Raw genomic sequence first — 16,609 nt, 5'->3', positions numbered from 1 at the left:
ACAGGCCTGGGCGCTTGCCGCACCCGGCTACCCGCAGCAGGATGGGCTCGGGCTTGCACGATCAGGTCGTGAGGGGTAACTGTCCGTCCGGCGTGGCCTGTTGGCTTGTCGTATCGGGCGGCGGCTCCGTGCTGTGAGCCTGATCGACGCTGCTCGCCGGCGGTTCAGCGAGAGCCCGGAGTAGTTCCGTCGGCCGTCGTCAGGGGGCGGTCAGGGTGCGGCGCCATCGTTGCGGGGTGATGCCGTAGCGGGCCCGGAAGCGGCGGACGAGGTAGGTGGCGTCGCGGAGGCCGGTTCGGGCGGCAACGGCGTCCAGCGGCAGCTCGGTCTCCCGCAGCATGCGCCGGACCTCGGTCATGCGGCGTTCGGTGATCCATTCCAGCAGTGGGCGGCCGGTGCGGCGGCGTAGGACGGTCGTGAGGTGGCCCGGGGTGTAGCCGAGTGCGCGGGCGATGTCCGTGGCGGTGACGGGTTCGCGGAATCGTTTCTCGATCTCGGCGAAGACCCGCTCGAGAAGGGGGCCCGGCGTGCCTGGCGCGGACGGTGCCAGTCGCGCGGCGGCTACCAGGATCCGGGTGAGGAGTGCGGCGACGGCCTCGTGGGCACCGAGACGGTCCGGGTCGGCGACTTCGTCGGCCAGGTCCGCCATCCAGGTCGACCAACTCTCCCGGTCGGGCCCGTCAACCCGCCCGCAGCCCGCGCCGGGCGTGAACAGGGCGAGCAGCGGGTGGTGTGCCCAGGTCAGCGGGGAGACCGATGCCAGCGCGGGGACGGCGTCCGGCGTGAACGCGACCGACCAGGCCCGGCAGTCGGCGAGCTGCGACGCAGACACACCGATGACCTGCCCGGGCGCCACGGCGTGGACCTCGCCCGCGTGCAGCCGCCGTTCGGCTCCGTCGAGGGTGAAGAAGCCCGTGCCTTCCTCGACATGGAGCAGGACGAGGAAGTCGTGGACGTGCCGGTGGTCGGGCGGCAGGTCGGCGTGTGCGGCCGCGGCATCGAAGCGGGCCACCGAGACAGGCGGCGCGCCGGGCCGCTGCCGGTAGCGGTAGACCGGCGTTCCGTCCGATCGCACCCTCCGCAGCGCCGAGGCAGCTCCTGGTGCCTCCGTGACCGAAGAATGTGCCATACGAGCCAACGTACATCCTGCTGGTTGACCACAGGATGTCCAAGACTGGGAGTACCGGCACCGGGTTTGCCCGGGGACCCCCGAGGTGACCCGCAGACCCGCCACCCAGGCCACAGGAGGGCCCATGACGACGAACGGCGTACGGATCTTCGATCAGCGCACCCCCGAGGAGCGGGACCGCCCGTTTCTGCCCGGCATGGGAAAGACCTGGCTGCTCCCGCTCTACGACGTCTTCTCGCGGGTGGCCCGGGTCCGTGCCCTGCACGAGAGGGTGGCCGAGCTCGCGGACGTCGGAGCCGGCCAGGCGGTGGTCGACGTCGGGTGCGGCACGGCCAATCTGTCGCTGACCGTGCTCGCGGCTCAGCCGGGCGCTCTGGTGACTGGTCTCGACCCCGACGGACAAGCGCTGCGCAGGGCTGTGCGCAAGGCGCGCCGCCACGGTCTGCCTCTCACCCTCGTCCAGGGATACGCCGACCGGCTTCCCTCCGAGGACGCGTCGCTCGATCACGTGATCTCGTCGTTGGCCCTGCACCACGTCGACGACGAGGGACGGACAGGGTTCGCGCGCGAGGCGCTTCGCGTCCTCCGGCCGGGAGGAACGGTCACCATCGCCGACCTCGCCGGCCCCGCCTCGCACGGCGAGCACGGCGGCTCGTCCGAGCGCGGCCAGAGCAAGGAGCACGGGGTGATCCGCTCCTTCCGTCACCTGCCCCGCCTCGGGCGTTCTCGGGTGGCGCGAAGCCCGGTCGTGGCCCGCGATCACGGCGACGACCTCGTCGCACTGCTGGCCGGGGCCGGGTTCGGCGACGCCCGGGAAGTCGCGCACGCCCATCTCAGGTTCGGCCGGGTCACCTTCGTGCAGGCAACACGTCCTTGAGCATTTCGCCCGGGCCGACTCTGGACGGCGACGCCCGGCAGAGGCGCTCCGGGGCCGCCTCGATCAGCTCTTTCAAGCGTCACCGATGAGCACCTGTACTGCCTTTTCGGCAGAGCGCATCGACGCGCGCGAAGTCGCCGGCAGCGGCGCTGGATTGCGGTCACCGCGCCCGACGCCCGGCTTACGCAGCTGTCACGCCCCGCAGTTGCCCTCTGGCAGCCGCCAACTGCCCCGAGAGAGGCCGGGGTTGCGCAACACTCACCGTGATACCGTCAACCAAGTTGACTAACGGGGAGGGGGTGTCAGTCGTCGACCTGCGCAGACCTCAACGAACTGCTTGACGCACTGTCGCGGGACGGCCCCAAGGTCAGCGGGGTCGACGCCGAAGTGGTCGCCATGGGCCGCGACCCATGTCGGCCTGGGACGGTTTCAGCGCGTCAACTCCGGCCTCGCTGTCGGGCGTTGGCGCGGGAGAGCGGAGTGGGAGACGCCGCGCACGCCGGTGAGGCGGCACAGCGGGGTCGCCGGAGCGACGGCCTGACGACGGCCGACGATCCCTCCGCGCTCCTCGCCGAACAGCTGTGGCCGAGCGGCCTGTTCGGCTCGGTGCCGGCCACCCAGCCACCTGCTCCAGGAAGACCCACCGAGGAACTGCCCCGGCTGCCACGACCCCCGCCCACGGATCTGCTCCGTCCCCAGCGGCGAGCTTCCGCGCCCGTCCCACAATCGAGAGGAAACCGATGGCGCCCCAGTTCACACGTCACGATGCCGAGTCGGCTCCCGAAGCCTCCCGGCCCATCCTCGAGCGGACCAGTAAGGGCTTCGGCTTCCTGCCTGCGCCTGTCTCCTTCATGGCGGAGTCGCCCGAGCTGCTCGAAACGTTCATCACCGGCAACGGCGTGTTCAACAAGACCACACTGAGCCAGCTCGAACGAGAGGTGCTGATCCTCACCCTGGCCGCCAGGGTGGAGTGCCACTACTGCGTGGCCATGCACTCGTCCATGCTGGCTCGCTCCGGCACCGACGATGCCGTGATCGAGGCACTGCGTACAGGCAAGCCGCTTCAGGACGCCAGACTCGAGGCGATGCGGCTGTTCACCACCGCGGTCGTGAAGGGGCACGGGCACGTCGAGCCGGAGGAGATGGAGACCTTCCTGAAGGCCGGCTTCACGCGGCGCAACGCTCTCGAGGTCGTGCTGGGCCTGGGCGTGTACACCATCTCGACGTACGCGAACCGTATGACCGAGGCGCCGCTGGACGAGCCCTTCGAGGCGTTCGAGTGGCACCCCGGCCACTGACTCCCCACATCGGTCTCCCTACTTGCCGCTGCAGGTCGCTCGGTCGCGCGTGGACGCGATGCGGCACGCGCGGACGTTACTGCTCGCTGCCGTCAGGCATCCGCTTGCCTCGAGAAGGGGCCGCGCGCCAGCTTCAGGTACCGAGCCAGCCGAGGAACTGCTCCGTCGCGTCGTGGGGGCCCAGTCGTGCCAACGCGTCCTCCACCGTGGCCATCTCCCGCTCACCCACGACAGCGGCGCACTCCTCACGAAGCTCGTTGAGGATCTCTCCCGAGAGGGTCAGCGCCTCGACGCCGCGCGGGGTCAACTGCACTTCGACCTGGCGCTGGTCGGTGACGCTCGCGACCCGACGGGCATAGCCCAGCCCCTCCAGTCCGGCGACGGTCTTGCTGGCGGCCTGCTTGGACACGCCGAGACGTCTGCCCAGGTCCGACACGCTGCCGCCCCTGCTCACCATCTGAATGGCAAAACCGTGCGAGGGCCGGAGGTCCGGATGCCCCCGCTCGGCGAGGCGTACGTGCAACTCGTCTATGAGGCTGCGGAACGTGGCCAGAAGGAGGAACGGCAGCTGGTTTCCGGGGCGTGAGGAGGACATGGTGAAAGAGGCACTCCCGCGTGGCTGTCGGCCCCTCATGTTACGGGCCGTTCGGCCAACGGCTGCTGCCGTACCGGGTGGTGGGAGACTCAAGGACCGCGCGGCGCACAGAGCAGTCGACGGGGCACAGATCGCCAGCAGGTACCACCGCCGCCAGCACTGCGAGTCTCCGATCCGAGCCGCTCCCCGGCCGCGTCAGCAGTTCCCGGTGTGGTGCAGGAGCGCGGCCTGGGGGTGCCTCTATGCCTTTCGTCTCGAAAGCCGAAGGGTTCTGGATTGGTAGGCGCCAGAACGCGACTTCGGCCTACCGCCCGGGCGCTGTGCTCGCTCGGACCAGGGCGCGTGCCAGGTCGGTGCTCACCGGCAGTGTGTCGAGTGGGAGCGGCTGCGTGGCGAGGGCACCCTCGTGCAGTACGAGGAGCCGGGTGGCGAGGGTGTCGGCGTCCGCGCATCCCGCAGCCGTGGCGAGCTCCTTGAACAGGGTCAGCAGCCAGTGCTTCTGGTCCGCGGCGATGCGGTGCGCGGGGTGTGAGGGGTCCGGAAGTTCGGCGAGTGCGTTGATGAACGCGCATCCGCGGGTATTGGCCTCGCTCCAGGTCCGCAGCGTTTCGAAGGGGGCGGTGACGGCTTCGGCGGGGTCGTCGCAGCCGTCGACGGTCTCGCGGACCCGCGACCGCCAGCGCTTGTCGCGCTCCGCGAGGTAGACCGCCACGAGGTGGTCTTTCGAACCGAACTGGTTGTAGAGGGTCCGCTTGGTCACCCCTGAGTACTCGGCGATCAGGTCCACACCGACCGACGTGATCCCGCGGTCGTAGAAAAGCTCCTCAGCAGCCGTCACGATGCGACGGCCGGCCGGTGTCATGGGCGGCTCATCCTGCATTCGGACACCCTTCACAGATCGGTGTACCGTCAGATTCACAGACCAGTATACCTACGAGGAGGTTCAGACGATGCGCGTACCCGAGACCATGCGAGCGGTGCGGATCGCAGAGCACGGCGGGCCGGAGGTTCTCGAGCCTGCGGAGGTGGCAGTGCCCGCGCCGCAGACCGGTGAAGTGCTCGTTCGAGTCAGCGCGGTCGCGCTGAACAACACCGACCTGTGGACCCGCGAGGGCGCGTACGGCCGCCCGGGAGACCCGACCGCACTGTCGGGATGGCGAGGCCCCATCGAATTCCCGCGGATCCAGGGCGCCGACGTGGCCGGCCAGGTCGTGGCCGTCGGCGCCGGCACGGACGGGGGCCTCGTGGGTCGTCGGGTGGTGGTCGACCCGGCGATCTACGACGGCCAGGGCCCGCATGCGAACCCGGTGGGCCTCATGGGGAGCGAACGCGACGGCGGCTACGCCGAGTACGTGTCCGCACCGGCCGAGCGCGTGCACGACGTGACGGACTCCCCGCTCACGGACGACCAGCTCGCGACGCTGCCGACCGCCTACGGCACGGCGCTCGGCATGATCGAGCGCGGCCGGCTGGCGGAAGGGGAGACCGTACTGGTCTCGGGAGCGTCCGGCGGCGTCGGCATCGCCCTCGTGCAGATCGCCCGCGCGCGCGGCGCGAAGGTGCTCGCCATCAGCAGCGGATCGAAGATCGGTTCGGTGCGCGAGGCAGGTGCACACGAAGTCCTCGACCGCGCACGGGACATCGCCGCGCAGATTCACGACGCCGCCCCTGAGGGCGTCGATGTCGCCCTCGACGTCGTCGCCGGCGACCTGGTGGGCGAGGGGCTGCCGCTGCTGCGGGAAGGCGGCCGATGGGTCATCGCCGGGGCACTCGGCGGGTACGAGGTGACGTTCGATGTGCGCCGCCTCTACCTGCACAACGGGCAGGTGATCGGCTCCGCGATGCACACGCCCACTCACTTCGACATGCTCATGGACCTGGCCCGCAGGGCCGAGATCCACCCCGTCGTCGCCGCGGCCTTCCCGCTGGAGCAGGCGGCGCAGGCGCAGGAGGAGCTCGCCCGCAGGGGGCACGTGGGAAAGATCATCATGAATCCCTGAGGGCGCGGTTCACAGGGTGTCGGCGTCCTTCGGCGTCATCGTCGAGGACGTCGCAGATGAGGACGCCGCGGAGCTGGACGTCGCAGAGCTGTCCAGCGTCACCATCCCCCGCGGTCGGCGGCGCCGGTCGATTGGCCGTCGCGCGGAAGGGCGTCCCGGCCCCGACCGCGGCACGCCCCGGCGGCGTCTGACGGTGCAGGCCGCCTCGGACCTGCTGCCGGCGGTAGGTCCGGGGCGGAACACGGCGGCGCCACCGGGGGCTCCGGTGGCGCCGCCTGCCTCATGTGTGCCGGTCGGCAGTGGAGGTCAGGGCCGCTGCTTGACCTCGTCGACGACGCCGAAGTCGTCGATGTGGATGAACTGGTCGTAGCTCTTCTTCTTGTTCAGCGTGGTGCGAATCGCCCTGTCTCCGAGGTATTCGTGGCTGTCCTCGTCGAGGACGAGCTTCTGGTCCTTGTTGAATTTGTAGTCGAACCAGACCCCCACAGACGGATTTCCCTCGCCGTCCTTCACGCCTGCCGTGGCCCTCATTCCGGGAACCTTCGCGAGGGCGTCGAATGCGGCGGGCCGCAGCCCCTTGGGCTCCACCGGGCTCGTGGCCAGGCCCTTCAGCGAGAACTGGAGTTGCATCCACTCGAATTCGTCGATCTCGTCGAGGGACTTCGGCTTCTTTCCCCCGGTGTGGCCCTTCGCCAAGTAGAGGATCAACTCCTCCGGGTCCTTGGGGAGTTTCTCCCGCGCCTCCCAGCCGGGAGGCGGCCACGTGGACTCCTGCCTTCCCAGCGGCGGGACCGACCAGCCCTTGCCGCCTATCTCGTTCACCCACCCGCGCTTGCGGCGGTCCACTGAATCCCAGTTCTCGGCCGGTCTGACATCGGTCTTTCCGGTCTTGCGGTCGGTCTCCTTGACGATGTTCTCGGTGTAGATGAACTGGTCGTCGCGGGGAACGTCGGTCTTCGCGTCCTTCTCCTCCTCCCGGAGGCGGTCCGCGGCGGCGCGGAGGACCTTCGCCGCGTCGACCTCCCGCTTGCCCTCGCCGCGACCCTGCGCGTCGGAGGCGCCCGAGGCCGCCGACGCCGAACTGCCGTTCCCGTCGCCGTAGTCGACGGCGACAGCGACGGTGGCGGTGACGGCGACCGCCGCCGTAGCGGCCAGCACGACGGTCAGCAGCTTCCTGCGGTGACGGAAACCCCCGGAGTCGTGCCCGCTGCCGCCTGAGATCCTGATGTCACGCATGATTCCCTCCGTCACTGATCGATTCGAATCGGCCCGGCTCACCGAGTCGTTGGCGGCACCCACGGCCCCCGTGCGCCGTGAGTGCCCGCCGACCGGTTCTGCCGGCCTCACGGCCTCTGCTTGAGCTTGTCGACGATCGCGTACTCCTCCGTGTGCGAGAACTGGTCGTACTGACCACGGACGCCCGTGTGCCCGACGACCTTGTGGCTGTCCTTGCCGAGGACGAGCAGACTGTCCTCGAAAAGCGCGTTCTCGGCCCAGACCCCGACCGCGGGGCGGCCCTCGGCGTCCTTCATCGGCTTGGCCTTGATCCCGGGGACCATGGCGAGCGCTTCGAAGGCAGTGGCCCGCAGCTCCTTGGGTATCACCGGCGCCCGCAGCACGATCCCCTCCAGCTGCATGTGGAGGTCCCTCCACTCCTCCTTGCTCACTCCATTCAGTGACTTCGGCTTCAGCGGCGGATCGACCGGGCTGCACAGTTTGAGAACGAGCTTCACCGGGTCCGTGGGGAGTTTCTTCAGCTCGCTCCAGTCGTACATCGGCGGCCGGACGCCGTCCTCGTTCGGGTTGGTCCAATTTCCCTCCCCGAGATGGACGTTCCACGAGTGCTTCGAGCCGTCGACCGAGTTCCAGCTCTCGTCCGTGTGGGTCTTGCTCTTGCCGGTCTTGCGGTCGGTCTCCTCGGTGACGTCCTTGGTGTAGACGAACTGGTCGTCCCGAGGGATTTCGGGCTGCGGGCCCCTGCGTGCCTCTTCCGCCGCCCTGAGGAGCACCCCCTCCGCGTGCGTGCTCTTCGGACGCGCCACGTCCGCCGAACCGTCCGGCTTCTCGCCGATGTTGTCGGTGACGACCGCGGTGGCGGCGACGGCGACGGCCGCCGCGGCGGCCACCGCGACGCTCAGCACTCGCCGTCTGCGTACGGGATCGCGCGAGCTCTCCTTCGTGCCGTTCATGAATCCCCCTGTGATGATCGGTCGTCGCAGCTCCGTGCCGGCTGCGGCGGCTTCGTCGTCGATCGCGGCCTGGAGCCGCTCCCGGCCCGTGGCCAGCCGATCCGCGCCGGGGCGCGGGATCTCGGCCCGCATACGCCGCAGCGGTGTCATCTCATCCACGTGTGAACTCCTCGCTTGCCGCGGTGGGATCGACTCCACCGAGCGCTTTCCGGACCTTCTTGCGAGCCCGGTTCAGTCGGGAGCGCACTGTCCCGATGGGGATGCGGAGCGCCTGCGCCACTTCGTCGTAGGTCAGCGACTCCCACGCGACCAGCAGCAGTACGTCGCGGTCGCCTTTGGTGAGACGGGCCAGAGCCGCACCCAGCTGGCGGGCCACGGCGGCCGCGGCCACCCGGCTGTCCGCGCGGTCGTGGTGGCCCTCGACCACCGGGTCGACCGCGGTCTTCGCCAGCACGCGGTACTGCATGACCTCCGAACGGCGGTGTCCGGCGATCAAGTTGCTGGCTATCCCGTACAGCCACGGCCGGGCCGCGCCGCGGGACGGGTCGAAGCGGTCCCGCCGGCGGAAGGCCACGAGGAAGGTCTCTGCCACGACGTCGTCCGCTGCGCTCTCCCCGAGGCGCCGTGCCACGTATCTGTGAATGTCCGGCGCATGCCGGTCGTACAGCTCGGCGAACCGCTGCGGATCGGCCTGTGACGCCTGCACCAGGGCCGAGTCCTCCGTGGGATCCGGCCGGCGCTCCACCTGGGAGGGCGCTGTCACATCGGGCTCCGTTCGTCTCGCCTCGCCGGGCGAATACCGAGCCCGGTCACTCCCACTCCGCACGAGGCACGGGTCGAGTTCACGCTTTCGCCCGGACACTTTCGCCGAGGGCTCCTCCCGGCGTCCGGCGAACGGCCCCCGCCGCCGTCCGGGGCGTGAGCCGGGGAAGACGCCCGCAGCTCGCGGCGGTTCTGCGGCTCTGCGGCTCTGCGGCGGTGGACGAGGACCGGCGGCGGTCCGCCGGCTCCGGCGTGCGAGCCGTCAAGACGCATCTGAACCGCGTCCTCACGAAGCTGGAGCTGACGACCGCGTACAGGCCGTGGTCTTCGCCTACGGGACCCGGCTGATCCGCCCGGAGTGAGGCACACACCGGCACCACGCCGTAGCAGACCTCCCGGAAGACCACGGCCCCACCCGGGGTCCGGGTCCGATCAGGCGCGCGGAGTCCCCGTCAAGACCGGCGGCGAGGCCCGCGGCGCTTGTGGCCCCGAGGGCCACCGGTAGCCCGGCGTGGGTTTCTCCCCGCGGACTTGCCCTGCGTCTTGGCGGACGTGCCCTGCGTCTTGCCCGTGGACGCGCGCTTCGGCTGTGCCGCTGGTGCTACGCGCCCCCGCGTGCTGTTGACGGTCCGCCCCCGGACGATCCCGATGAAGTCCTCGACCATGTCGGTGGTCGCCTCCTCCGGCCACGACAGCGCGACGCGTGACTGCGGGGCGTCCGTGACCGGCCGGTACGTGAGATCCCTGCGGTGATGCAGACGGGCGAGCGACTGCGGGACGACGAGCAGGCCCACTCCCGCCGCCACCAGTTCGACCGCGTCCTTCGTCGTGGCGGGCCGCTCGATCGCCGGCCGGCCCGGCGGACGCTCCCAGTCCAGGGTGTCGTCGAGGGGATGCAGCACGATGTCGTCGGCCAGATCCCCGGTCGTCACCTCGTCGAGCACCGTCATCTCGTGGTCCTTGGGAACCACGACCACCGTCGTCTCGGTGTAGAGGGGGATGGCGCTGAAGTACGCGCGGTCGACCGGCAGCCGTACGAAGCCCGCGTCGGCGCCGCCGTCCCGCAGCACGTCCGACGCTTCCGCGGCGCTCACCGCGACGAGAGTGAGCGGAACGCCGGGCAGCCGCTCGTTCCAGACGCGCACCCACTTCGTCGGCGTCACGCCCGGCACGTAGGCGACCCGGAACGAGGAGGATGCGTCAGAGCTGGTCACAACGCCAGGTTACCGACCGTGGTCAGAAGCCCGGCGCCCACTCGATACCCTGGACACCATGACGTCGCGCCAGAACTCCCAGACCATGAAGCCCGCGACGGCGGCGAAGAAGCTGGGTGTGTACCTCGAGGCCACGCCCCCGGAGTTCCAGGAGGGTGTCGTCTCGCGCAGCGAGCTGAACGCGCTGCAAGCCGAACCTCCGGAGTGGCTGGTGACACTTCGCCGCAACGGGCCGCACCCCCGCCAGGTTGTGGCCGCGAAGCTGGGTGTCTCCACCTCGGGCCTCGCGCGGGGCGGGGTCACCGACCCCCTCACCACCGAGCAGATCGAAGCTCTGAAGAAGGAACCCCCCGAGTGGCTGACGCGGGAACGCGCCACCCAGGCCGAGGTGCGCAAGGAAGCGGCGCGCATCAAGGAGAAGAACAAGGCGAAGGAGCAGGCGGAACGGAGCGGATGAACCCGCTGACCGCGACGCCGGGGTGAACATTCCGGGCCGTCGACTCCGGCCTCGGGTGCCGGCGTCCGCCGCAGTGCCAGAAGTCAGGGCCGGGACGGGCCTCCCGGCGCCGGCTTCGGTGAGCACGTCGAGAAGCTCTCGGCGACGGCCAAGGCCCTCGGGCCCCATGACCCTTCGGCCGTCTGCCAGGAGCTTCTCGACGTCGGACACCGGCTCCCCGTCGCTGTCCGGCGGAGCCGCCTACTCCCGGGCCTGCCGGGGGTCGACGGGAATCTCCCGCGCCACGTTCTCAGCGCGCTCCTCGGCCTTCATCTGCCGTCCCGCGGTCCCGCAGCAGCGCTCGTACTGGTTCTGCCAGTCCGTCATGAACGTGTCGTAGTCGGTCCTGCCGACCAGCTTCAGGTCCGACTCGTCGTTGTGCCAGACGCCGTTGCTCGTCCAGTTCGCGGAACCCACGAACACGAGTTTCGAGTTGGGCTTTCCCGCGTAAGTGCCGCTGACCATCATGTACTTGTCGTGCGTGTAGTGCCGGGCGTAGCCGTTCCCGTCGGTGCCGCGGGTGGTGTCGTGGACGTAGATGTTCGACCGGTTCTTCAGGTAGTCCTGCACGCTGTCGTCGACCTGGCCGGCGGTGATCAGGATGTGGAATTTCACGCCGGTACGGGCCAGGCTCACCAGCTTCTTCGGCAGCTCCAGGTAGTTGCGGTCGCCCGGCTTCCCGTGCGAAGTCCACTGGAACATGGCGATGTTGACGGTGGCCGGTGCCTTGATGTTGCCGAGGAAGTCGACCCAGGTGTCGCTCTTGGCCCGTGCCTTGGGCCACTGGTAGGAGGGCGGCGACAGCTTCCTGGCGGCCTTGCCGCTGCTGGAGTTGTAGTAGTCGGGCGACAGCGGGCCCGGGCCGTTCAGGGCGCCTTTGGCCATGGCGGCGAAGTGCCGGACGTAGGAGTTGTACAGGGCGACGTTGCCCTTGACGGTGGCGCTGCTGTTCCACGCCGTACTGGCCTGCGCGGAGGTGGGGTTGGCGCTGCTGACCGTCACGGTCCTGTTCGCGTCGCTCCCTCCGCTGAGCATGTAGTACTTCGCGTGCAGGGACGAGCCGCGGAAGTGGGTGAGGCAGCCGCCCGGGCACATCGCGGCGAAGCTGGAGGCCCGCGGGTCGTTGCCCAGCTCGTCGACCAGCGACTGCCAGACCGCGTTGTCGCTGTGGACGTCCATCAGCGCTTTGACGATGACGCCGCGCTGATGGGCGGCTATCAGGGCGTCGGCGAAGTCCGGGCCCGGCTGTGCGTTGCTGATCGAGTACATGGCGACGCGGATGGTCTGCCCGCAGCTGGCGCTGTCGATGGACTCGATGATCGGACCCATGATCTTCATCTGGGCGCCGGGGTCCTCGGGATCGTTGAAGCGCGGCCCCGGGCTCGAGGTGAACGTCCGAGACTCGCAACTGAGCGGCGGTCTGGCCTTCTTGACGGCGGCGTGCGCCGTCGTCACCGGCAGCATGGTGACGATCAGCGCGATGATCAAGGTGATCGTTCGCTTCACGGGCGGCCTTTCGCCGAGCTGTCGACGGTGACCGGTCGGGTCGTCAGAGGGCCGCCGGGCTGCGGCGGCTGGGACCCGGATGCTGACCGGTTCGAGCGGAAAAGCAAGGAACCTCCCATGACCTCAGGGTTGGTTGACCGATGTACCACCACTTGCGACATGTAGGAACTTGGAATGGTTGCAGGGAGGTCCGAAACGTGACATAGCAGTTGTCACACAATCGGGGTAATCAATCCGTTATCGCTCACTTCCCCTTGGCCGGTTCTGTAGCCGGGCGTGGCCGCCGACGAGGAGGCGCGGGGCGGGCCTCTGGACGAACCGGCCTCGCCGCGGGAGGAGCCGTCGGGGGGGGGCCGAGCGGTGCCGGCGGCCGGGCAGGCGGGGGCTTGCTGGGCGGGTTGCGCACCCGCGACGCCGGTGCTCAGCCGGTCCGGGCGGTCCGGCCGGGCTGCGCGGTGAGCGCGCCGAGGTCACCGGCGACGGGCCCGGACCGGACGCCCAGCCCGACCACCGGTGACCGGCCGCCTCAGCTCGTGCGTCCTGCGGACGCCGCGGAGCCGAACTCGGGCAGGGCGAGGGCCGAGTGGGCCGGCCGTCCCTGTGCGGACGGCGCCGCCGGCAGATCCCGCAGCATGGCGTTGCGGTGCTCCAAGTCCCGGGCGGTGGCCGGGAAGAGCGCGGCGCCGCCCTCGCCGACGAGGTCCTGGTTCAGGGTGACGAACTCCCGGGTGCTGTTCTCGTAGGCGGCGAACGCCGCCTCGTGGCCCCTTCCGGCGAGCGAGCCGGCGAGCATGTACGCCCCGACGAGCGCGAGGCTGGAGCCCTGCCCCGTGAGGAATGAGGGCGCGAACGCGGCATCGCCCACGAGGGCGACCCTGCCTTTGGACCAGCGGGGCATGCGGATCTGGCTGACGGTGTCGAAGAACAGGTCGTCCGCGTCGCGCATGGCGGCGAGCAGTCCCGGGACCTCCCATCCCGCTCCGGCGAAGACCCCGGCGACGAGGTCCCGTTGGGCTTCCGGATGCCGGAACGCGCCGAACGGCGGTTCCGGACGGGAGAAGTTCAGGAGGGCGTGCACGTCGTCCCCCTCCTCCACCGCGTAGAGCGCGGCGGCCCTGCCCGGTTCGTTCCACAGCACCGTCTCGCGGGAGAGCCCGAAGGTGTTGGGCAGGGTGAATCCGGCGAAGCAGTAGCCGAGGTACCGGTGGAAGTCCTCCTCAGGCCCGAACACCAGCTCGCGGGTGTGCGAGTGCAGCCCGTCGGCCCCGATCACCAGGTCGAAGGTGCGCCTGCCGCCCCCGCGGAAGGTGACGTCGACCCCGTGGCCGGAGTCCTGGAGGGCCTCGATGCGGTCGCCGTACTGCATCTCCACGTCGTCGGCGACGGCCGCGTACAGCGCGGAGGCGAGGTCCCCGCGCCGCACCTCCAGGTCCTCGCCGGCGACGCCGCCGGTGAGCAGTTGCGGCTCGACCGAGGCGATCTCGCCGCCGTCGCCTGCGAGGAAGGTCAGACGGCGCAGTTCGATGTGCGCGGCCCGCAGCGGCGGCAGGACGCCCATCCTCCGGACCACCTCGAGTGCGGTGCCGCGCACGTCGACCGGGTACCCCCCGCGCCGCGGGGACCCCGCCTTCTCGACCACCGTCACGAGGAACCCGTGACGGCGCAGCCAGTACGCGAGAGCGAGTCCCGCGACTCCGGCACCGGACACCAGGACCTCGCGCCCCCGTGGCGTACGCGTGCCTTCCGTCGGACCGTTGCGGGTCATCGCTCGGCTCCCTTGCGCATGGTGCGGGTGACGAGCAGGGAGAGCGCCGTGACGGCCCCTGCGACGGCGAAGCCGGTGACGAAGGCGGATTCCGCCGGGACGTCCGACCCGGCAGGCGTGCCGGCGGTGAGGATCGCCCCGCTGATCTGCACGCCCACGGCGAAGCCGACCACGCGGGTCACGAGGACCAGGCTCGTGGCGATGCCGGTGTCACCCTGGCCGACGTTCGTGGCGGTACTGGTCACCATCGCCGTGACGCACAGGCCGTTGGCGAGGGCTATGAACATCTTGCCGACGACGAGGTGCCAGATCTCTGTGTGTACGGCGGCCAGCGCGAGCAGAGCGGTGACCATGATGACGACCCCGGCGACGACCACGGCGCGTGAGCCGAGGCGCCGGGCCCCGAGCCCGCCGAGCGGACCGGCCAGTGACGCGGCCACGGCGCCGGGCAGCAGGAAGAAGCCGATCTCGGTGGCGCTGGCCCCGAAGCCGTAGGCGTCGGCGGACACCGCGAAGAGCTGCGGGACGAGATAGACCGCCACCGAGGTACCGACGCAGATCACGAACGTGAGTACGCACGACTTCCACACCTCTGGGCGCGCCAGCATGCGCAGGTCGACCATCGGCGAGGCCGCACGGCGCTCGACGGCTGTCCACGCTGTCGCGAACCCGGCCAGGACGACGACGAGGGCGCCGAGGACGAGCGGCTGCGAGGCCATGTCGGGCGCCAGCGCGAGCAGGAGCATGAGCGTGACCAGCGTCCCGCTCAGGAGGCCGAGGCCCGGCCAGTCGATGCCCGCCTCGTGCGAGCGGCCCGGCCGGTCGTGCGGCATCAGCCTGCCCACGAGCACGGTGGCAGCGACGACCGCGATGGTCGGGAGCGCGAACATCCAGTGCCGGGAGAGCCCTTCGGCCACGGGTCCGGCCGACAGCGTTCCCGCCATCCCGCCGCCCACGAACAGACCGCTGACGACCCCGATGGCCACCTTCGCCTCTCCCGCGGGGAGATGGTCGCGGACCAGGATGAACGACAGCGGCAGCGCGCCCACCATCGCTCCCTGCAGTACCTGACCGAGCAGCAGTACCGGAAGGTTCGGCGCGAGGGCTGACACCAGACCGCCGGCGCAGACCACCGCCATCAGGCGGATCAGGACGCGCTTCCCGCCGTACCGGTCGCCGAGCTTGCCCGCGACGGGGGTGATGAGTGCACCGGTGATGAGGAGCACGATGCTCAGTAACGCGCCTTCGGCGTGGCTCATTCGCAGCTCGCGTTGCAGGAGCGGGAGCGTCGGCGTCACCACCGACTCCAGGGCGCCGGTGGCGACCGCCAGCAGGCCGAGCGCCGCGACGGGAACCTTACTGATACGGGCGGGCGGAGCCAGAGTCACGGTCATGGGCGTTCCTTCCTTCGATGGCCGGGCGTGGACGTGGCGCGCCCGCGTGGGGCGCTGCCGTCTCGCCGTGCCTGGTACGGACACACGCGTCGTCGTCGACGCGTGGCGCGGTGTGCTTGGTCTTCGGCGCTTCGTGCTTCGTGGACGGCCGAGTCCCTCGTCCGTCGTCCTTCGGAATGGATGCGGAGTACGGAATCGGGACGGGGCCGGAAGGGCGGTCTCGTGGGTGCGCTTGCAGGCTCCGACAGGCGGAACGACGGCAGGGCCGGTGCACCGAAGCCATTATTACACTACACCGTGCAGTGTAGAACGGCTAAGATGCCGTCATGCCGACCACGAAGACACTGCGCGAGGGATCCGCTGCGAAGCGGGCCGCGATCCTCTCCGCGGCCCGGGAACTGTTCCTCGCCGACGGCTTCGACCGGTCCAGCGTCGACGCGGTCGCCGCCCGGGCAGGGGTCTCCAAGCGGACGGTCTACGACTACTTCGGCGACAAGCGGACGCTGCTGCTGGCAGTCGTCGACACCGTCGGCCAGTCACTGATCAGCACCATCCGGCGCACCCTGGACGACACCCTCGCCGGCCTCTCCGGCGCAGCCGGCGCGGAGGACCGGCTCGAGGACGTCCTGGTCACGTTCTCGATGCGCATCGCGACCGACATGCTCGGCTCGGCGGAGTACGCGACGTTGCAACGCCTCGTCCGTGCGGAATCCGGCCACCTGCCGCGAAGGGGCTACAACTCCATGGCCGAAACCCCGGACGAGGCGCTGGCCGAGCAGTTCGCCGCCCTCGGCGAGGCCGGCCTGCTCGACGTCCCCGACCCCCGGCTCGCAGCCGACCAGTTCATCGCGCTGACGTTCGGCGTCGCGATGGACAGGCTCGGTTCGGCGAACGCGGTGGAGGACGCCCGCGTCCGGCCGCTCGTCGTCGAGGGAGTGCGAACCTTCCTCCGCGCCTACCGGACCAGGGCTGCCAGCGCGTGACGTGACGTCGGTCCTGGAGCCGGCCGGCCTCGGCGAAGGTCATGACCGCCTGACCCCTCCGAGGACGCGCTGTTCATGATGATCAGCGACCTCGACGCCTCCGACGACACCTTCGTGGTCCTCCAGCCCGACGAGAACGGCCCCGAGTGGTTCGCCTCAGTGGCCGTCCTGGACGAAGGCGGCTACGAGATCGTCCGCCGTGACACCTCCCGCGACGAGCACGAGGTCACCACGGCGGCCGGCATCAACGAGATCGCCCGCGACCTCACCGTCTGGTCGGCCGCCCGAGACTTCCCCGGCAGGCCGACCAGGCCGGTCACCTCTGGTGAAACTCGCGTCAAGGTCAACATGGCGGCATGGCAGGGCAGTTGAGACTCCCGGGCCCGCCGGCCCGCCTCGTC

Annotated in this window: 15 protein-coding genes and 1 pseudogene; 6 read left to right on the top strand and 10 right to left on the bottom strand. The window is 70.2% G+C overall.

Annotation, left to right across the window (positions count from 1 at the left end; all coding sequences use genetic code 11):
- Nucleotides 1-199: 199 nt before the first annotated feature.
- Nucleotides 200-1,129 carry a helix-turn-helix transcriptional regulator gene (locus IEY56_RS00195; RefSeq protein ID WP_189034970.1) on the bottom strand — a complete coding sequence of 310 codons (930 nt, stop codon included), beginning with the start codon at nucleotides 1,127-1,129 and terminating at the stop codon, nucleotides 200-202.
- A gap of 124 nt (nucleotides 1,130-1,253) precedes the next feature.
- Between IEY56_RS00195 and IEY56_RS00190 the strand changes: the two genes are divergently transcribed.
- Nucleotides 1,254-2,006 carry a class I SAM-dependent methyltransferase gene (locus IEY56_RS00190; RefSeq protein ID WP_189034969.1) on the top strand — a complete coding sequence of 251 codons (753 nt, stop codon included), beginning with the start codon at nucleotides 1,254-1,256 and terminating at the stop codon, nucleotides 2,004-2,006.
- Between the two features lie 740 nt (nucleotides 2,007-2,746).
- A complete protein-coding gene (locus tag IEY56_RS00185) occupies nucleotides 2,747-3,304 on the top strand; it encodes a carboxymuconolactone decarboxylase family protein (RefSeq protein WP_189034968.1) in 558 nt (185 codons plus the stop codon).
- 133 nt (nucleotides 3,305-3,437) lie between these two features.
- Here IEY56_RS00185 and IEY56_RS00180 read toward each other — a convergent pair whose 3' ends face one another.
- Both IEY56_RS00180 and IEY56_RS00175 read right to left on the bottom strand, forming a co-directional pair.
- A complete protein-coding gene (locus IEY56_RS00180) occupies nucleotides 3,438-3,899 on the bottom strand; it encodes a MarR family winged helix-turn-helix transcriptional regulator (RefSeq protein ID WP_189034967.1) in 462 nt (153 codons plus the stop codon).
- A 304-nt stretch (nucleotides 3,900-4,203) separates the two neighbouring features.
- Nucleotides 4,204-4,761: a TetR/AcrR family transcriptional regulator gene (locus tag IEY56_RS00175; protein ID WP_229711408.1), complete on the bottom strand. Its 558-nt coding sequence runs from the start codon at nucleotides 4,759-4,761 to the stop codon at nucleotides 4,204-4,206.
- An 88-nt stretch (nucleotides 4,762-4,849) separates the two neighbouring features.
- Here IEY56_RS00175 and IEY56_RS00170 point away from each other — a divergent pair, with 88 nt between their 5' ends.
- The gene (locus tag IEY56_RS00170; RefSeq protein ID WP_189034965.1) at nucleotides 4,850-5,899 is read left to right on the top strand and encodes a zinc-binding dehydrogenase; all 1,050 of its coding nucleotides are present in this window, start codon (nucleotides 4,850-4,852) and stop codon (nucleotides 5,897-5,899) included.
- Nucleotides 5,900-6,205: 306 nt separating this feature from the next.
- On the opposite strand, the gene IEY56_RS00165 is transcribed toward IEY56_RS00170, so the two are convergent.
- From IEY56_RS00165 to IEY56_RS00150, 4 genes are all read right to left on the bottom strand, one after another.
- Nucleotides 6,206-7,135: a CU044_5270 family protein gene (locus tag IEY56_RS00165; protein ID WP_189034964.1), complete on the bottom strand. Its 930-nt coding sequence runs from the start codon at nucleotides 7,133-7,135 to the stop codon at nucleotides 6,206-6,208.
- A gap of 107 nt (nucleotides 7,136-7,242) precedes the next feature.
- Complete coding sequence (locus tag IEY56_RS00160) at nucleotides 7,243-8,238, bottom strand: CU044_5270 family protein (RefSeq protein ID WP_229711491.1); 996 nt, start codon at nucleotides 8,236-8,238, stop codon at nucleotides 7,243-7,245.
- 1 nt (nucleotide 8,239) lies between these two features.
- Nucleotides 8,240-8,851: an RNA polymerase sigma factor gene (locus tag IEY56_RS00155; protein ID WP_229711406.1), complete on the bottom strand. Its 612-nt coding sequence runs from the start codon at nucleotides 8,849-8,851 to the stop codon at nucleotides 8,240-8,242.
- 451 nt (nucleotides 8,852-9,302) lie between these two features.
- Nucleotides 9,303-10,064: a LysR family substrate-binding domain-containing protein gene (locus IEY56_RS00150; protein WP_189034962.1), complete on the bottom strand. Its 762-nt coding sequence runs from the start codon at nucleotides 10,062-10,064 to the stop codon at nucleotides 9,303-9,305.
- 58 nt (nucleotides 10,065-10,122) lie between these two features.
- Here IEY56_RS00150 and IEY56_RS00145 point away from each other — a divergent pair, with 58 nt between their 5' ends.
- Nucleotides 10,123-10,521 carry a DUF5997 family protein gene (locus IEY56_RS00145; protein ID WP_189034961.1) on the top strand — a complete coding sequence of 133 codons (399 nt, stop codon included), beginning with the start codon at nucleotides 10,123-10,125 and terminating at the stop codon, nucleotides 10,519-10,521.
- Nucleotides 10,522-10,761: 240 nt separating this feature from the next.
- Here the strand turns inward: IEY56_RS00145 and IEY56_RS00140 are convergent, their stop codons facing one another.
- From IEY56_RS00140 to IEY56_RS00130, 3 genes are all read right to left on the bottom strand, one after another.
- The gene (locus IEY56_RS00140) at nucleotides 10,762-12,066 is read right to left on the bottom strand and encodes a phospholipase D-like domain-containing protein (RefSeq protein ID WP_189034960.1); all 1,305 of its coding nucleotides are present in this window, start codon (nucleotides 12,064-12,066) and stop codon (nucleotides 10,762-10,764) included.
- Between the two features lie 526 nt (nucleotides 12,067-12,592).
- Complete coding sequence (locus IEY56_RS00135; protein WP_189034959.1) at nucleotides 12,593-13,831, bottom strand: FAD-dependent monooxygenase; 1,239 nt, start codon at nucleotides 13,829-13,831, stop codon at nucleotides 12,593-12,595.
- Entirely contained in the window at nucleotides 13,828-15,225 is a 1,398-nt protein-coding gene (locus IEY56_RS00130) for an MFS transporter (RefSeq protein ID WP_189034958.1), read from the bottom strand. Before IEY56_RS00130 ends, IEY56_RS00135 begins: the two co-directional genes overlap by 4 nt.
- A 326-nt stretch (nucleotides 15,226-15,551) precedes the next feature.
- Here IEY56_RS00130 and IEY56_RS00125 point away from each other — a divergent pair, with 326 nt between their 5' ends.
- Nucleotides 15,552-16,208, top strand: a complete 657-nt coding sequence (locus IEY56_RS00125; protein WP_189034957.1) for a TetR/AcrR family transcriptional regulator — start codon at nucleotides 15,552-15,554, stop codon at nucleotides 16,206-16,208.
- A 51-nt stretch (nucleotides 16,209-16,259) separates the two neighbouring features.
- A pseudogene (locus IEY56_RS00120) lies at nucleotides 16,260-16,580 on the top strand (hypothetical protein); the annotation flags it as partial.
- Nucleotides 16,581-16,609: the final 29 nt, after the last annotated feature.

This window comes from Streptomyces daqingensis, from assembly GCF_014645895.1.
Lineage (GTDB): Bacteria > Actinomycetota > Actinomycetes > Streptomycetales > Streptomycetaceae > Streptomyces > Streptomyces daqingensis.
This window is presented reverse-complemented; position numbering and strand designations above follow the sequence as displayed.